Source organism: Duganella violaceipulchra (assembly GCF_019166075.1).
Lineage (GTDB): Bacteria > Pseudomonadota > Gammaproteobacteria > Burkholderiales > Burkholderiaceae_D > Rugamonas > Rugamonas violaceipulchra.
Genome location: NZ_JAHTGR010000030.1, coordinates 1 through 15494, shown reverse-complemented (window position 1 = coordinate 15494; position 15494 = coordinate 1). Strand labels below are relative to the sequence as shown.

The window sequence follows — 15494 nt, the reverse complement described above, 5'->3', positions numbered from 1 at the left end:
TTAACAGTTTGCCCTATGGGCGGCGCACGACTGCGATGTCTGGGCAGCAGCGACCGGGCTATCCTTCGAGTGTACGCAAGTTCAAATCGGCGGTCTAATGTTTTCTGGCATGTTGCTGTTCAGGCAAATCAGCGGCGCGGCACTGGCATCGATCGCAAGCTGCATGGTACAGTGGAAGCCAGCCCGCAGATTGCCGCAACAGAAGGAGAACTCCATGCATTCGAACAGCGACACCATCCTCGAACTGGCCGCGCAAGTCGGCAAGTCCCTGCAAGCGAAGGGCCTGATCCTGGCCACGGCCGAATCGTGCACCGGCGGCGGCGTGGCCCAGGCCATCACCGAGATCGCCGGCTCGACCGCCTGGTTCGATTGCGGCTTCATCACCTATTCCAACGCCTCCAAGACCGAAATGCTGGACGTGTCGGCCGCGCTGATCGCGCAGATGGGCAGCGTGTCCGAAGAGGTGGCGGCGGCCATGGCGACCGGCGCGCTCGGTTCCAGCAACGCCCATCTGGCGGTCTCGACCACCGGCATCGCCGGCCCCACCGGCGCCGTGCCGGGCAAGCCGGTCGGCACCGTGTGCTTCGGCTGGGCCAACGGCGACACCGTGCACACCGAGCGGCTGGTGTTTGCCGGCGACCGCAAGGCGGTGCGCGAGCAGACCGTCATCCATGCGTTGCAGGGTCTGCTACGGTTTATAGACTAAATGCGCGACTGAATGCGCGACTGAATGCGGGCTGGCGGTTGCCATCCCGCCACAAAACAATTACTCTCGACGCATTCGAGCGATTCTGGAGTAATTGATGCAAAATTCGGTACATTTTATTCTCCAAGGTAAAGGCGGCATCGGCAAGACCTTGGTGTCGACCATCCTGGCGCAGTGGATCGCGGGCAAGGATGTGACGGAAGGGCAGCAGCCGCTGCGCTGCTACGACACCGACCAGGAGAACGCGACCTTCTCGCGCTACAAGGCGATGGACGTCAAGCATGTGCCCGTGATGACCGACAGCCGCACCATCGACCCCAAGCGCTTCGACGCGCTGATGATCGATATCCTGGAGGAAGACGGCAACTGCGTCATCGACAACGGCGCCAACACCTTCTCCCCTCTGATGGGCTACCTGATCGAGAACGACTGCTTCTCGCTGCTGGAAGAGTCTGGCCGCAAGGTCTACATCCACACCATCGTCGGCGGCGGCGACACGCTGCACGACACCGCCATGGGCTTCGTCTCCACCGCCAAGTCGACCAAGGTGCCGCTGGTGCTGTGGGAGAACGAACACTTCGGCCTGCTGCAATCGGCGTCCGGCAAACAGTTCACCGAATCGCAGACCTATGCCGACAACTCGTCGCGCGTGAAGGGCCGCATCGTGCTGTCGGCGCGCAACGCCGACACCTTCGGCGCCGACATCAAGAAGATGAACACGGCCCGCCTGACCGCCCAGGAAGTCAAGGAAAGCGACAAGTTCAACCTGATGGAAAAGCAGCGCATCAAGGTGGTGTTCCGCGACCTGTTCGAGCAACTCGACAAAGTGGAGTGGTAAGCCGCCATGGATCAGCAGAAGCTGCGCAGTCTGGTCTTTGAAAAAACCGGCGTCAGGATCGACATCGACGACCCGGTGTTCGCGCTGGTGGCGCTGAACGAGGCGGTGCTGGCCGAGACGGTCGAACGCCACATCGCGCTGATCGACGCCGCCTCGCAGGAACTGGTGCGGCACGCCAGGGCGGCCGGCGGACTGGGCGCGCAGCACGACGCCCCCCGCAAGCCGCCGGTGCTGGACGCCACCAATGAGCCGGCGGCCGTCGCCGGCGACCCGCCATCGGCCTACGCGCCGGCGCCCGCCGCCGGCCCGGTGCGGCCGATCGCCACCCAGGCGCCGGCCATCACGCCACACGAACTGCGGCTGCTGGGCGCCGCCGCCGGCGTCGCCGTGCTCAGCGCGCTGCTGGTGCTCGGTGGTCAGGCGGCCTTCTCCAAGCCGGGGCTGACGGCCGAGCAAAGCGCGGCGCTGGCCAGCGCCGACAAACTGAACAAGGCGATCCAGAAGCTGGACCCGAAAGTGCGGGAGCAGCTACAGGCCGAACTGCAAAAATAAGGAAGATGCATGCACTTTGAAGTCCCCAAAGCCAAGACCCTGAAGGAATTCGGTGGCGAATATTTGATGATCGTGATCAGTATCGCGACCGCGCTGGCGTTGGAGCATGGCGTGCAGACGCTGCACCACCGCCACCTGGCGCATGAAGCCGCCGTCAAGATCGACGCCGAAATCCAGACCAATGTCCATGAGCTGGACGAAGCGCTGAACCACAACAACGATCAGCTGAAAATCATTCAGGCGGCGCAAAAGCAGCTGCTGGCCGGCATCAAGGACAAGGTCGACGGTGCGGACCTGATCAAGCAGGTGACGCAGCAACACAAGCTGGGACTGAGCCTCATGTCGCCGTCATTGCGCCGCGAAGCGTGGGAAGTGGCTGTCGCCAGCCAGGCGGTCAGCTGGATGCCGCAGCAGCAGCTGGAGCGCTACTCCGGCATCTACGCCAACATGCGCGACGTGCAATCGATCAGCAGCAGCGGCGGCAACAACTTCCTCAATGGCGCGGGCATGCTGAACACGATCAGCGACATACAGATGGGCGACGGCGATCCCAAGGCCGTCTACCGCATGCTGTCGCAGATGATCAGCGCCTACGCCAGCACCGACGGCAACCTGCAGGAACTGCGGGACAAACTGGCCAAATCCGCCAAGGAAGCGCCGCAGACCTGAGTCGCGATCAGCCGAGGGCCAGCACGGCCGTCGAGTAAGGCGCCAGCACTTGCCAGCCCAGGCTGGCGTACAGCGCGCGGCCGGCCTCGGTCGCCACCAGCAGGCGTTCGGCTGTCTGGCCGTCGGCTGCAGCCCTTGTGTCCAGCACGGCCATCACGGCGCTGGCCAATCCCTTGCGGCGGTGCCCTTCCATCGTTTCGATGCGGTCGAACACCGCGCATCCGGCGTTGAGCACCACGCCGCCCTGCGCCGCCGTCCGGCCGTTGGCGTCGACGTAGCGCACCACATGCGCGCCAAATTCCATCGATGTTTGCAGCGTGTAGCCGGCTGGCGGCGCGGCCCGCCCGGCCATCGGGCCGGCGCGCTGCATCAGATAGCGGGCCTGCTCTATCGTCCAGCGGGCCGGCAGCGCGCGCCGCAAGGTTTCCGTGTCGACCGCCGCCTTCAGGTAGATGCCGTGTTGCTCGATGCGCGCCGCGCAGGCTTGCAGCGCCGGCCCCGCATCGAGGAACACGTGGCGGCGCAGCTGCCGCGGCCAGCCGACCTCGACGACCAGCCCGCCGCCGTCGCGCTGCGGCAGCGGCAGGCCGCGCGCCAGGCTCCAGCCGGCCAGCCAGCGTTCCAGCAGGTCCAGGTCCGGCGCGGGCTCAGGCACGATGGAGGAAGGGCGATTTGCCCAGCAGGGTCAAGGCGTCCTGCACGCGCCGCGCAAACGCGGACGGCTGCATGCGGTCGCCGGACTCCTGGCCGCCGATCAGGCACAGGTGCGCCAGGCGGCCCACCAGGTCGGCATCGACCGAGGCGTCGGTGCGGGTGCGGCAGGCGTTGATGGCGAAGGTCAGCCGGGTCTGGTCGACGCGCTGCTGGTAGGCGGCCACCAGCGGGTCGTGGCGGGCCCACGCGCGGATCGCGGTTTCGCGGCCCGGCTGTTTTTCGGCGGCGATCGCCAGGTAGCGTTCCAGCACCTCTTCCAGGCTGCGGCCGGCGGCGGCGTGGGCCAGCATGCGGTCGGCGTAGTCGGCCTCCCACGCGGCCAGCAAGGCGTGGACGAAATCGTTGCGGCTGCGGAAGTGGTGGTAGAACGAACCGCGCGTGACATTCAGGCGGCGCGCCAGGCGCTCGGCCGAGATGCCGGCGTCGCCGTCATGGTCCAGGGCGTCGAAGCCCGCTGCAATCCAATGGTCACGCGTCAACACTGGTCTCACTCCGAAAACATACAGACTGTGTATGGTAGCACCGGCGTGGCTAGACTGCGGCTTCCTACCTTCGCTCATGGAGCCGCAATGAAGACCATCGCCCTCGTCGCCTTCGACAACTTCACCGACATCGACCTGTTTTTGATGTGGGACATCCTAGGCCGCAACCGCCACGACTGGCGCGTGCGCATCGTCGGCAAGCAAGGCCGGCTGCGGTCGGCGCACGGCCTGCTGGTGGACACGCACGGCGCGCTGGACGAGGCCAACCAGGCCGACGTGGTGCTGTTCGCCAGCGGCAAGGAAGGCGTGCCGGCGGCGCTGGCGGACCCGGACTTCATGGGCGCGTTTCAGCTGGACCCGACGCGGCAGCTGATCGGCTCCATCTGCGGCGGTTCCTTCATCCTGGCGCAACTGGGCTTGCTGCCGGGCCGGCGGGCCACCACTCATCCCGAGGCGCGCGGCGCATTGCGCGCGGCCGGCGTGGAACCAGACCAGCGGCCGTTCATGAGCGTCGACAACGTGGCGACGGCGGGCGGTTGCCTGGCCGCCTTGTATCTGGTCGGCTGGGTGGTCGAACGCTTGTTCGGCGCGGAGAAAAGCCTGGAAACGCTGCGGCCGGTGCTGCCTGCCGGCCAGTATCAGCTGTACCAAGAAATCATTGTGTCCAGCATCCGCCAAGGCCGCGACGGGAGCGGCGCCTAGGCCAGGCCGGCCAGCAGATGCTCCCACAGCCGCGTGGCCACCGGGCCGTGGGCGATGTCGCGGCGGCGCGCGATTACCAGCTCCAGTTCGCTTTCGCGGAAGTGATGTCCGGCGATCGACAACAACCTGCCCTGCGCCAGGTCCTCGTCCACCAGGTAGCCGGGCATGTGGCCCCAGCCCATGCCCTGCAGGATCACTTCGCGCTTCATGAACTGGTCGGCGACGGTGCAGCGGCGCGCGCCGTCCACCACGAAGTAGTCGCGCGGCGGGCCGTCGCGCGCGCTGTCGCGTATCATGCATTGCACGTAAGGCCGCATCATCTCGGGCGTGATGGCGGCGTCCAGCGGGAACGCCAGGAAGCCGGGCGCGACCACCGGCACCAGCCTGACGCGCCGCCACGGCCGCGCTTCGAAGCGCATGTCGGCCTGTTCGAGGTGGTGGAAGATCAGGTCGGCCTCGCCGCTGTACAGCCGCTCCCACGGGCCGGACAAGGCTTCGAAATGCAGGTCCAGGCGGGTCGCCGGGCATTGGGCGAAAAACTGCCGCAGCAGGCGCAAGGTGGCCGGCAAGGGACACAGGTCGCCGATCACCACGGACAGCTTGACCTCTTCGCCCTGCGCGATCTGCCGGGCTTGCGTTTCCATCTGGCGGGCGCTGTCGAGCAGCTGCCGGGCCTGCTCGACGAAGGCTTGCCCAGCGGCGGACACGGCAACGCGATAGCCGCTACGGTCCAGTAGCGCCAGCCCCAATTGCCGCTCCAGGCTGGCAATCGCGGCAAACACGCTGGGATGGGAGCGGTGCAGGCGCACCGCCGCCTTTTGGAAGCTGCCCAGCTCGGCCACCGCCAGGAAACATGCCAACTCGTGCAGGGTAAAACCAACAGCGTTCATAAATCCTACAAAGATGGATGGAATTACCCAATTTTATCCGAATGTGTTCTTGCCTACAGTGGTGCTTCCCACATCAACAGGAGAACCCTCATGCGCGCCATCCACATCGCCCAGTTCGGCGGTCCAGAACAATTGCAACTGATACAGCTGCCCACGCCAGCGCCTGCCAACGGCCAGGTGCTGATCCGCGTCCGCGCGTTCGGCCTCAACCGCGCGGAGAGCTATATGCGGCGCGGCCTGTGGGGCGAGGTCGCCAGGGTGACGGGCATCGAGTGCGTCGGCGAAGTGACCAGCGCGCCCGGCACCGACTTGCGGCCGGGCCAGAAGATCGCCGCCATCATGGGCGGCATGGGCCGCAGCATCAACGGCAGCTATGCCGAGTATGTGTGCGTCCCCGCCAGCAACGTTGTGCCGCTGCGCTCGTCGTTGTCGTGGGCCGAGCTGGCCGCCATCCCGGAATCGTATGCGACCGCCTGGGCCTGCCTGCACGACAACCTCGAACTGCGTGCCGGACAAACGCTGCTGATACGCGGCGCCAGCTCCGCGCTGGGCCAGGCGGCCAGCAATATCGCGGCCCACCTGGGGGCGCGGGTGATCGCCACCACGCGCCGCCCGGTGGAGCTGGCAAACGTGCTGAGGAAGAACGGCGCGCGCGACATCGTCGAAGAGCAGCCCAGCGTGGCGGCCGCCGTGCGCGCCATCGCGCCCGCCGGCGTCGACGCGGTGCTCGACCTGATCGGCAACACCACCCTGCTCGACTCGCTGGCCGTCGCGGCGCGGCCGGGCCGGGTTTGCCAGGCGGGCTTCCTCGGCGGGCTGGAAGCGCTCAGCCATTTCCTGCCGCTGCAGCACCTGCCGCCGCGCGTGCAGCTGAGCTTTTTCGGCAGCTTCGCGTTCGGCACGCCAGGGTTCGAGCTGGACCGGGTGCCCTTGCAGGACATCGTCGAGCGGGTGGAACAAGGCCGGTACCACGCCCGTCCGGCCGAGGTGTTCGCCTTCGACGACATCATCGGCGCCCACCGCTACCTCGACGCCGGCGCGGGCCTGGGCAAGGCGGTGGTGCAACTCGAGCAGTAGCCCGGCACGCGGTTCCATGCTAACATGTGAACACCTATTCACTTGTTAGCATTATGAGCTGCCAACACGACTATTCCGTTTGCGACCCCGCGATTGCCCAGCTGGCCGATCTGTTCCATCTGCTGGGCGATCCGACGCGCCTGCGCATCGTGCTGGCCTGCGTGATGGCGCCGATTGCTGTCAGCGACATCGCCTCCTCGTTGGAGCTGAGCAGTTCACTGGTCAGCCACCACTTGCGTTTGCTGCGCGCGGCGCGCATCGTCAAGTCTGAGCGCCAGGGCAAGCAAGTGTTCTATTCCGCCGCCGACGCCCACATCAGCGGCGTACTCAACGATATGCTCGAACATATCGCCGAACCTTCCAACGGGAACGAAGCATGAGCAAGCACCACGACCATCACGACCACCATGACCACGATCACGGCCATGACCACGCGCCGGCGAAGGCCAAGGCGTGCAGCCACGATCATGACCATGGCCACGGCGGCCACCATCACCACCACGGCGATCCGAACACCATGGGCCGCGCCTTCGCCATCGCCATCGTGCTCAACACGGTGTTCGTGGCGATCGAATTCTTCTACGGCTTCCTGGCTAACTCCACCGCGCTGATGGCCGACGCCGGCCACAACCTATCCGACGTGCTGGGCCTGATGCTGGCCTGGGGCGCAGCGATCCTGGCCAAGCGCGTGCCGAACGGCCGCTATACCTACGGCCTGCGCAGCACTTCGATGCTGGCGGCGCTGTTCAATTCCATGTTGCTGATGGCGGCCTGCGGCGGCATCGCCTGGGAAGCGGTGCAGCAACTGGTGCATCCGGAACCGGTGGCCGGCCTGACCGTCTCGGTGGTGGCCGGCGTGGGCATCCTGGTCAACGGTTTCTCGGCGTGGTTGTTCATGTCCGGCAGCAAGGACGACATTAACATCCGCGGCGCCTACCTGCACATGGCGGCCGACGCCGCGATTTCGCTGGGCGTGCTGGTGGCCGGCGTGATCGTGCGCTACTCCGGCTGGAACTGGCTGGACCCGCTGGTCAGCATGATCATTGTCGCCATCATCGTCTGGAGCACCTGGTCGCTGTTGAAGCAATCGATGCGCATGATGCTGGCCGCCGTGCCGGACAACCTGGACCACGCCGACGTCGAACAATTCCTGCGCGCCCAGCCCGGCGTGACGGACGTGCACGACTTGCACATCTGGTCGATGAGCACCACCGAGAACGCGCTGACGGCGCAGCTGGTGACACCGGCCGGCCATCCCGGCGACGCCGCGATGGACGCCATCAGCGCGCAGCTGAAGGAGGAGTTCTCCATCGACCACAGCACGCTGCAAGTGCGCCTGGGCACCACCGCGCACGAGTGCAGCCTGCAGGAGCAGCCGCACTAGCCGTCGTAGGTTTCATCCGCTTAGCAACGGCGCATAAAACCAGCTCCGCCGGTCTCCGTTAGGCACTGGCATTTAACACGCTGCAATCATAATTTTTCTCCAGAATGAATGGGGTTTGAGTCACGCCAAGATGCGTCTCGCGACACGATGCCAGAGTGATCGAACATTCACATCACTCGGAGGAAATCATGGCAATCGACGTGTATTTGCAGATTGACGGCATCAAAGGAGAGTCAGCCGATTCACAGCACGTCGGTTGGATTGAGTGCACGACAGTCCAATGGGGTATGTCGCAACCGAAGAGCGCGACGTCATCGACAGGCGGGGGCCATACCGCTGAACGGGCCGAACTGGACGACATCGCCTTCCAAAAACTTGCTGACCTGTCGTCGCCGATCTTGATGCAAACCTGTGTCATGGGCAAAACCCTGCCACGGGCGAAGTTTGAATTCATGCGCGCGGACGGCCAAGGTGAACGTGCAAGTATTTCGAAGTCGAACTGGAGAACGTCCTAATCGGCGCAGTCAACCCTGTCGTTCACGAGGGGAACATTCTCGCCGAAACTGTCGGTCTGAAATTCTCGAAAGTGAAATGGAAGTACACCCAGCAGAAGGTCGGCGGTGGGGCCGGCGGCAACACAGCCGGAAGTTGGGACTTGGCGACTAACCGGATCGCATGAGGTGTGATCATGGCTGAACCAACAATCAAAGACTCACGCGGCTTTTTCAAACTTCCACAGGACCCGGAACAGGGCGGGGTTGGATACTACACTTACGGCACCCCAGCACTCGGTGCCGGCCAGTTTGCCCATCCAAAGCTGCTTTCGCTACTTGACCTTGTTGAATTCCGCTGGCAGGGCATGGACGATCGCAAAATCGGGATCGGCAATATCAGCCTCGCGGGCGGCGCCAAGTTCCGTCCGCACGAGGGTCACGTCAGCGGCTTGGACGTGGACATTCGCTTGATTCGCAAGGATGGGCTGAGATTGCCGGTACGCTGGAACGATCGCCAGTATGACCGCGAAGCCACTGAAATGCTCATCTGTCTTTTCTTCGAGTCAAATCTAGTCAAGGTCGTTTACTTCAACGATCCCAAGATTCCCCGCGTCAGGCCGCGCTTCAAACACGACAACCATTTCCATGTGACGATATTCGAATAGAGGTGTAGCGTGAAACTCTTCATGATTTTAGCCCCCCTAACGGTCGCCGCCGCCGCGCTAGCCCACGGAGCACAACAATGGGAATGGGGCACCCGACCGGCCGACATTCAATACGCAATCTACGGCGGCGATCTGGGCGATACCTACGCACCGGTGGCCCACGATGTTCACGTCGCGTTCTACCTGCGCGGTCGGGCCGCAAAGGAAATGTTCGATGTGATGGGGCCGGACAAGAAGAGCGAATGCGGTATCGAAAAAGGCGGTAGAGTGCGTGAAAAGGAACACGTGGCCTGTCGATACCGCCCTTCGGACGGGTACGAGTGCGACTTTGGCTTTGATCTTACGTCAGGCAAGAGCATTGGCGGCTCAATTTGCTGAGTTCGAAAAACTCACTCGAGGTCGTCTTAATCCGCCAGATTGGCGTACAGCGGCGTGCTCAGATAGCGCTCGCCGAAGGACGGGATGATCGTCACGATGATCTTGTCCGCATTCTCCGGCCGCCGCGCCACCTGCAACGCCGCCCACAGCGCGGCGCCGGAGGAGATCCCCACCAGCAGCCCCTCCTGGCTGGCCGCCAAGCGCGCGGTCGCGAACGCGTCGTCGTTCTTCACGCCGATGATCTCGTCGTACACCTTGGTATTGAGCACGGCCGGCACGAAGCCCGCGCCTATGCCCTGGATCGGGTGCGGCCCCTTGATGCCCTTGGCCAGCATCGGCGACGCTTCCGGCTCCACCGCGATGCAGCGGAACGCCGGCTTGCGCGCCTTGATCACCTCGCCCACCCCGGTGATCGTGCCGCCGGTGCCGACGCCGGCCACCAGGATGTCGACGCGGCCGTCGGTGTCGGCCCAGATTTCCTCGGCCGTGGTGCGGCGGTGCACATCGGGATTGGCGGGATTGTTGAATTGCTGCGGCATCAGGTAGCGCGGATCGCGCTCGACCATCTCCTCGGCCTTGCGGATCGCGCCCAGCATACCCTCGGCGCCGGGCGTGAGCACCAGCTCGGCGCCATAGGCGCGCAGCAGCATGCGGCGCTCGCGGCTCATGGTGTCGGGCATGACCAGCGTGCAGCGGTAGCCGCGCGCGGCGCACACCATCGCCAGCGCGATGCCGGTGTTGCCGCTGGTCGGTTCGAGGATGACGGTGTCGGGACGGATCTGGCCGGCAGCTTCGGCCGCTTCGATCATGGACAGGCCGATGCGGTCTTTCACGCTATGGGCCGGGTTGCAGTATTCGAGCTTGGCCAGTACCTGGGCGGTGCTGCCCTTGGCCAGGCGATTGAGCCGCACCAGCGGGGTACGGCCTATCAGTTCGGTGACGTCGTTGGCTATCTTCATCTGGAACCTCCGGGTAAGGGACGGAGATTCCAGTCTACGCCTTTATTTCACGTCCATCAGTTCGACATCGAAGATCAGCGCGGAATTCGGCGGAATGCCGCTGCCTGCCGACGGCCGTGAGCCGTAAGCCAGTTCCGACGGAATAATCAGCGTGCGTTTTCCGCCCACTTTCATGCCCTGGATGCCCTGGTCCCAGCCCTTGATGACGCGGCCGGCGCCCAGCACGAACTCGAGCGGCTCGCCGCGCGGGATCGACGAATCGAACAGCTTGCCGTGCATGGCCTTGGCCAGCGGGCGATACAGCCAGCCCGAGTAGTGCATGTAGACGGTGGAGCCGGTGGTCGCTTCCTTGCCGGTGCCGATCTTGCTGTCGGTGACGATCAGCTGTTCGGCGGCCGGGCCGGGCGTGGCCGAACCCACCACCATCGGTGGCGGCGGCACATCGGCAGGGGTGGCTGGAGCCGCCGGCGCGGTCGGGGTCTGCGCCTGGGCCACGGAGGCCGCCAGCGCGCACAGCATGGCTACTAATACGGAACTACGCGTCATGGTTTTGTTCTTTCGATGTGGTCTGTGGAAGCACGGTCCCCGTGCCAGCGCGCACCATGATAGCAAACCCGCTACGCCCGTTGGCTAAAATCTAAATCGTTTCGGCCGGCGCTACTGGCGGTTGCGCGCTGTCGGCCAACCGGCGCAACACCTGGCTGGCGGCCACCATGCCGAAGGTGGCGGTGACCACCATGGCTGAGCCGAAGCCGGCGCAATTGAGGCCGGTGACGCCGGCGGTGGGCCCGTCGCCGTCCACCGCGCACACTTCGGCCGGCGCCGGGAACTTCAGCGGCTCCATCGAGAACACGGCGTCGACCTGGAACTTGGTCTTTTCGCCGCGCGGGTAGCCGTACTGGCTGCGCAACACCTTGCGCACCTTCTTCAACAGCGGCTCCTGCTCGGTGCGGGCCAGGTCGCGCACGGCGATCTGGGTCGGGTCGGTCTGGCCGCCGGCGCTGCCGATCAGTATCATCGGCATGGCGTGCTGGCGGCACCAGGCGATCATCGCGGCCTTGGCCTTGACGTCGTCGATGGCGTCGACCACGAAATCGTAGTGGCCGGCGCCCAGCATCTGTTCCAGGTTGTCCGGCGTGACGAAATCCTCGATCTGGTTGACCTTGCAGAACGGGTTGATGTCGGCGATGCGCTCGGCCAGCGCGCTGATCTTGGCCTGGCCGACGGTGCTGCCCAGGGCCTGGATCTGGCGGTTGATATTGGACTCGGCGACGTTGTCCAGATCAATCAGGGTCAGCTGGCCGATGGCGCTGCGGGCCAGCGCCTCGACGATCCAGGAGCCGACGCCGCCGGTGCCGACCACGCACACGTGGGCGCCGCGGAAGCGCGCCAGCGCGCGCTCGCCATAGAGGCGGGCGATGCCGCCGAAGCGGCGTTCGAAGTCGACATCGTCGAATTGGGTAGGTGCTATGGAGTTCATGCCGACATTTTAACGGACGCTGCCGCAAAAATTATTTTAGAATGACTTTTCTCCGTCAGCCTGAGCGCCGCCCCCATGAGTAATCCATTGTTCGACACCGCCCCCGATTTCAGCCAACCGATAGCAGTCTTGAAACATTGCCACGACCGCATACGCAAGCAGCTGGAAACCCTGCAGAAACTGCTGGACTACCTGCCCGCCCACGGCGCCGACGCCGATGCGCAAAAAGCCGCCCAGGCGGTGCAGAAATATTTCAACAAAGCGGCCCCGCTGCACCATGAGGACGAGGAACAAAACCTGGTGCCGATGCTGCAGGCGACCGCGCGCGACGCCGACGCCCTGCTGCTGGCCGCACTGGTGCCCGGCATCCTGGCCGACCACCAGCAAATGGATCAAGACTGGCATATAATTAATTCGCAACTTGAACAAATCGCCAACGGACAAAGCGGCGCCCTGTCGGCCGAGCTGGTGCAGCGCTTCTGCGACAGCTACGCCAGCCACATGGTGACCGAGGAAACCAATATCGCGCCGATGGCCAAGCGTTTGTTCAGCCACGAGCAGATGGCGCAGTTGGGCAGCGCGATGCAGGTGCGGCGCGGCATCACGCCCGACCTGCCGCAAAGCCAGGTGCCCGAGCAGCAGCAGGTGGCGGTATCCGACGCGGTGGCCGACGGCGTGGTGCTGGCCGATCTGCGCCTCGACTACGGCCGCGCCAGTTTGACGGAACACGATGTGCTGGACGATCCGATCGCCCAGTTCGGCAAGTGGTTTGAAGAGGCCCTGCACGCCAAGGTCAATGAACCGAATGCGATGAGCGTGGCCACGGTGGACGCGCAAGGCAAGCCCAGTTCGCGCATCGTGCTGATCAAGCAGTACGACGCGCGCGGCTTCACCTGGTACACCAATTACGGTAGCCAGAAGGGCCGGCAACTGGGCGACAACCCGCACGCGGCTCTGTTATTCTTTTGGAGCGAGCTGGAACGCCAGGTACGGATAGAAGGCAAGGTCGTCAAGACCGCCGCAGAGGAAAGCGACAAGTACTTTTACAGCCGGCCGGTGAAGAGCCAGATCGCGGCGATCGCCTCGCAGCAAAGCGCGCGCATCGCCAGCCGGGAACAGATGGAAGCCAATTACGATGCCGCCGCCGCGGTCGGCGGCGAGCATCCGGTGCGGCCGGAAAACTGGGGCGGCTATCGCCTCGATCCGGTGCGCATCGAGTTCTGGCAGGGACGCCGTTCGCGCTTCCATGACCGGATCGTGTATCTGAAACAGGCAGATGGAAGCTGGGTGAAGGAGCGCCTGCAGCCGTAAGCGGAACGCCCCGTCGCGGAACACCAGACCATCGTTTGCGGTGGTCTTTTCGTTTCTGGACTCGGAGGTGTGATCGTGTTCGTACAAAACCGTCTCAGTAGCTGGATCGCCGACATCCGCCAGCAAATCGCGCTGCCGCTGCGCATCGAATTGTGGAACGGCCAGCATGTCGACTTTTCCAGCGAGGCCCCGCGCGTGACGATACGCCTGCCCAATGTGTCGGCGGCGCGCTACCTGCTGACGCCGTCGCTGTCCAACCTGGGCGCGGCCTACGTCGAGGGCGCGATCGAGGTCAAGGGCCGCGCGCACGACATGATCGCCATCGTCAACGCGCTGGCGCGCACCACACTCAAGGCCGAGGGCAAGTTCGCCCGCGTCGTGCGCAGCATAGGCCACAGCAAGCAGCAGGACGCCGAGGCGATCCGCTACCATTACGATGTCTCCAACGAGTTCTACCAGCAGTTTCTCGATCCGGCCATGGTGTATTCCTGCGCCTACTTCGAGCACGGCGACGAGGACCTGGCCACCGCCCAGGCCAAGAAGATAGACCACATCCTGCGCAAGATCGAGCTCAAGCCGAACCAGACGCTGCTCGACATCGGCTGCGGCTGGGGCGCGCTGGTGATACGGGCGGCGCAGCAATACCAGGCGCGCTGCGTCGGCATCACGCTGTCGGAAAACCAGTATGAGCTGGCCAGGGAGCGCGTGCGGCGCGCCGGGCTGGAGCACCTGGTCGAGATCCGCCTGCAGGACTACCGCGACGTGCGCGGCCAGTTCGACCGCATCACCAGCGTCGGCATGTTCGAGCATGTGGGCGTCAAGCACCTGAGCGAGTATTTCGCCACCATCCACAAGCTGCTGGCGCCGGACGGCGTGGTGATGAACCACGGCATCACCACCACCGATCCGGACAACGGCGAGACGCCCTACGGCGGCGGCGCCTTCATCGACAAATACGTGTTCCCGCAGGGCGAGCTGGCGCACATCGGCCATGTGCTGAAGGCCATGCAGCAGGGCAAGCTGGAAGTGTCGGACGTGGAAAACCTGCGCCGCCACTACGCCCGCACCTGCGCCATTTGGACCGACAATTTCGAGGCCAACACGGAACGCGTGCAGGCGCTGGCGGGCGACAAGCGCTATCGCATCTGGCACGTCTACCTGGCCGGCTGCAGCTACGCCTTCGAGCAGGACTGGATCAGCCTGTACCAGATCGTCGGCCGCAAGGCGGGCCAGCGCAGCGCGGCGCTGCCGTGGTCGCGCCGGCATATGTATCCGCAAGAGCCGCAGCGGGCCGCCGCCGACGCGCACTACGCGCTGACCGGCGACGGCTTGCCATCGTTCTCGCTGCTTCAGGAGGACGGCGGCGCGGCCATGGCGTCGCCGCCGCCGGCTATCAAGTCCTTCAGCGCCAAGTAAACCTGCTGCAAGGCCGGCTCCAGCCGGCCGGACGCCAGCTGCCACGGCTGGCCGGCGTGCAGCGCGGCCGACAGCTGCTCGGCCAGCGCCACCGCGCGCGCCGCGCCGAAGTTGACCAGCACGCCCTTCAGGCTGTGCACCGCGCGCGTGCTGCGCTGCAGGTCGCCCGAGGCCAGCGCCGCGCACAGATCCTGCCACAGCTGCGGGCCGTCGTGCAGGAACAGCGCGGCCAGTTCCAGCAGCAGCTCGGCGTCGCCGTCCAGCCTTTGCAGCGCGCCGCGCCAGTCCAGCAACTGCTGGCCGCTGTCCGGCTGGTAGCGCAGCAGCATCTCGCGCAGCTGCTGGCTGTCGACCGGCTTGGCCAGGTAGTCGTCCATGCCGGCGTCCAGGCAACGCTCGCGGTCGCCGGTCATGGCGCGCGCGGTCATCGCGATGATTGGCACGTGGCCGCCGTGCGCCGATTCGCGCAAGCGGATCTGGCGGGTGGCGGCCAGGCCGTCCAGGCCGGGCATCTGCACGTCCATCAGGATCAGGTCGTACTCGCCCTGGCCGGCGCGCTCCAGCACCGCCAGGCCGCTGTCGACCAGCGTCACGCGGTGGCCCAGCTTTTCCAGCAGCCGCATCGCCAACCGCTGGTTGACCGGGTTGTCTGCTGTGGTCTAATTTGCCCGGACACCTCAATAGGTGGAAAATCCACCATCTGAGGAGTTAAAGCATGACAACAAGAAAACGTAAGACATTCGAGCCCAGCCTGAAGCTGGAAGTGGTGCGGATGAT

The 15494-nt window shown here is 64.9% G+C and carries 19 protein-coding genes and 2 pseudogenes; 13 read left to right on the top strand and 8 right to left on the bottom strand.

The features are described from left to right. Positions 1-214: 214 nt before the first annotated feature. The 4 genes from KVP70_RS31030 to KVP70_RS31015 all read left to right on the top strand — a co-directional run bounded on the left by KVP70_RS31030 (position 215) and on the right by KVP70_RS31015 (position 2765). The gene (locus tag KVP70_RS31030) at positions 215-706 is read left to right on the top strand and encodes a CinA family protein (protein ID WP_217946236.1); all 492 of its coding nucleotides are present in this window, start codon (positions 215-217) and stop codon (positions 704-706) included. Positions 707-803: 97 nt separating this feature from the next. After that, positions 804-1544, top strand: coding sequence for a P-loop NTPase family protein (locus KVP70_RS31025; RefSeq protein WP_217946235.1), 741 nt, complete (start codon positions 804-806; stop codon positions 1542-1544). 6 nt (positions 1545-1550) lie between these two features. Then, positions 1551-2096 carry a hypothetical protein gene (locus tag KVP70_RS31020; RefSeq protein WP_217946234.1) on the top strand — a complete coding sequence of 182 codons (546 nt, stop codon included), beginning with the start codon at positions 1551-1553 and terminating at the stop codon, positions 2094-2096. Between the two features lie 9 nt (positions 2097-2105). After that, positions 2106-2765: a hypothetical protein gene (locus KVP70_RS31015; RefSeq protein ID WP_217946233.1), complete on the top strand. Its 660-nt coding sequence runs from the start codon at positions 2106-2108 to the stop codon at positions 2763-2765. 7 nt (positions 2766-2772) lie between these two features. Here KVP70_RS31015 and KVP70_RS31010 read toward each other — a convergent pair whose 3' ends face one another. Both KVP70_RS31010 and KVP70_RS31005 read right to left on the bottom strand, forming a co-directional pair. Next, positions 2773-3420, bottom strand: coding sequence for a GNAT family N-acetyltransferase (locus KVP70_RS31010; protein ID WP_217946232.1), 648 nt, complete (start codon positions 3418-3420; stop codon positions 2773-2775). After that, positions 3413-3958 (bottom strand): TetR/AcrR family transcriptional regulator, encoded by a 546-nt coding sequence (locus KVP70_RS31005; RefSeq protein ID WP_229225210.1) that lies wholly within the window; start codon positions 3956-3958, stop codon positions 3413-3415. The genes KVP70_RS31010 and KVP70_RS31005 overlap by 8 nt, the downstream gene beginning before the upstream one ends. Positions 3959-4048: 90 nt before the next feature. Between KVP70_RS31005 and KVP70_RS31000 the strand changes: the two genes are divergently transcribed. After that, positions 4049-4663 (top strand): DJ-1/PfpI family protein, encoded by a 615-nt coding sequence (locus tag KVP70_RS31000; protein WP_217946230.1) that lies wholly within the window; start codon positions 4049-4051, stop codon positions 4661-4663. On the opposite strand, the gene KVP70_RS30995 is transcribed toward KVP70_RS31000, so the two are convergent. Continuing rightward, positions 4660-5553, bottom strand: coding sequence for a LysR family transcriptional regulator (locus KVP70_RS30995; protein WP_217946229.1), 894 nt, complete (start codon positions 5551-5553; stop codon positions 4660-4662). The genes KVP70_RS31000 and KVP70_RS30995 overlap by 4 nt on opposite strands. A 90-nt stretch (positions 5554-5643) precedes the next feature. Here KVP70_RS30995 and KVP70_RS30990 point away from each other — a divergent pair, with 90 nt between their 5' ends. The 6 genes and pseudogenes from KVP70_RS30990 to KVP70_RS30965 all read left to right on the top strand — a co-directional run bounded on the left by KVP70_RS30990 (position 5644) and on the right by KVP70_RS30965 (position 9551). Next, positions 5644-6630: a zinc-binding dehydrogenase gene (locus KVP70_RS30990; RefSeq protein WP_217946228.1), complete on the top strand. Its 987-nt coding sequence runs from the start codon at positions 5644-5646 to the stop codon at positions 6628-6630. Between the two features lie 53 nt (positions 6631-6683). Further along, positions 6684-7010, top strand: a complete 327-nt coding sequence (locus KVP70_RS30985) for an ArsR/SmtB family transcription factor (RefSeq protein ID WP_217946227.1) — start codon at positions 6684-6686, stop codon at positions 7008-7010. After that, positions 7007-8014, top strand: coding sequence for a cation diffusion facilitator family transporter (locus KVP70_RS30980; protein ID WP_217946226.1), 1008 nt, complete (start codon positions 7007-7009; stop codon positions 8012-8014). Before KVP70_RS30985 ends, KVP70_RS30980 begins: the two co-directional genes overlap by 4 nt. Positions 8015-8202: 188 nt before the next feature. Beyond that, positions 8203-8693: pseudogene (locus KVP70_RS30975) on the top strand (Hcp family type VI secretion system effector). 9 nt (positions 8694-8702) lie between these two features. Next, positions 8703-9173 carry a M74 family metallopeptidase gene (locus KVP70_RS30970; protein ID WP_020700971.1) on the top strand — a complete coding sequence of 157 codons (471 nt, stop codon included), beginning with the start codon at positions 8703-8705 and terminating at the stop codon, positions 9171-9173. Between the two features lie 9 nt (positions 9174-9182). Then, the gene (locus tag KVP70_RS30965) at positions 9183-9551 is read left to right on the top strand and encodes a hypothetical protein (protein ID WP_217946225.1); all 369 of its coding nucleotides are present in this window, start codon (positions 9183-9185) and stop codon (positions 9549-9551) included. A gap of 26 nt (positions 9552-9577) precedes the next feature. Here the strand turns inward: KVP70_RS30965 and cysK are convergent, their stop codons facing one another. The 3 genes from cysK to tcdA all read right to left on the bottom strand — a co-directional run bounded on the left by cysK (position 9578) and on the right by tcdA (position 11990). Beyond that, a complete protein-coding gene (gene cysK, locus KVP70_RS30960; RefSeq protein WP_217946224.1) occupies positions 9578-10510 on the bottom strand; it encodes a cysteine synthase A in 933 nt (310 codons plus the stop codon). Positions 10511-10552: 42 nt separating this feature from the next. Beyond that, the gene (locus tag KVP70_RS30955; protein ID WP_217946260.1) at positions 10553-11029 is read right to left on the bottom strand and encodes an FKBP-type peptidyl-prolyl cis-trans isomerase; all 477 of its coding nucleotides are present in this window, start codon (positions 11027-11029) and stop codon (positions 10553-10555) included. A gap of 118 nt (positions 11030-11147) precedes the next feature. Continuing rightward, complete coding sequence (gene tcdA, locus KVP70_RS30950) at positions 11148-11990, bottom strand: tRNA cyclic N6-threonylcarbamoyladenosine(37) synthase TcdA (RefSeq protein ID WP_217946223.1); 843 nt, start codon at positions 11988-11990, stop codon at positions 11148-11150. 75 nt (positions 11991-12065) lie between these two features. Here tcdA and pdxH point away from each other — a divergent pair, with 75 nt between their 5' ends. After that, on the top strand, positions 12066-13301 hold the full coding sequence (gene pdxH / locus KVP70_RS30945; protein WP_217946222.1) for a pyridoxamine 5'-phosphate oxidase: 1236 nt from the start codon (positions 12066-12068) through the stop codon (positions 13299-13301). A 75-nt stretch (positions 13302-13376) separates the two neighbouring features. Next, the gene (locus tag KVP70_RS30940; protein ID WP_262311815.1) at positions 13377-14717 is read left to right on the top strand and encodes a class I SAM-dependent methyltransferase; all 1341 of its coding nucleotides are present in this window, start codon (positions 13377-13379) and stop codon (positions 14715-14717) included. On the opposite strand, the gene KVP70_RS34705 is transcribed toward KVP70_RS30940, so the two are convergent. Together KVP70_RS34705 and KVP70_RS34700 are read right to left on the bottom strand one after the other, a co-directional pair. Continuing rightward, positions 14651-15046, bottom strand: a complete 396-nt coding sequence (locus KVP70_RS34705; RefSeq protein ID WP_255575875.1) for an Hpt domain-containing protein — start codon at positions 15044-15046, stop codon at positions 14651-14653. The two genes, KVP70_RS30940 and KVP70_RS34705, sit on opposite strands and share 67 nt — an antisense overlap. 6 nt (positions 15047-15052) lie before the next feature. After that, positions 15053-15355: pseudogene (locus KVP70_RS34700) on the bottom strand (response regulator); the annotation flags it as partial. Between the last annotated feature and the right edge of the window lie 139 nt (positions 15356-15494).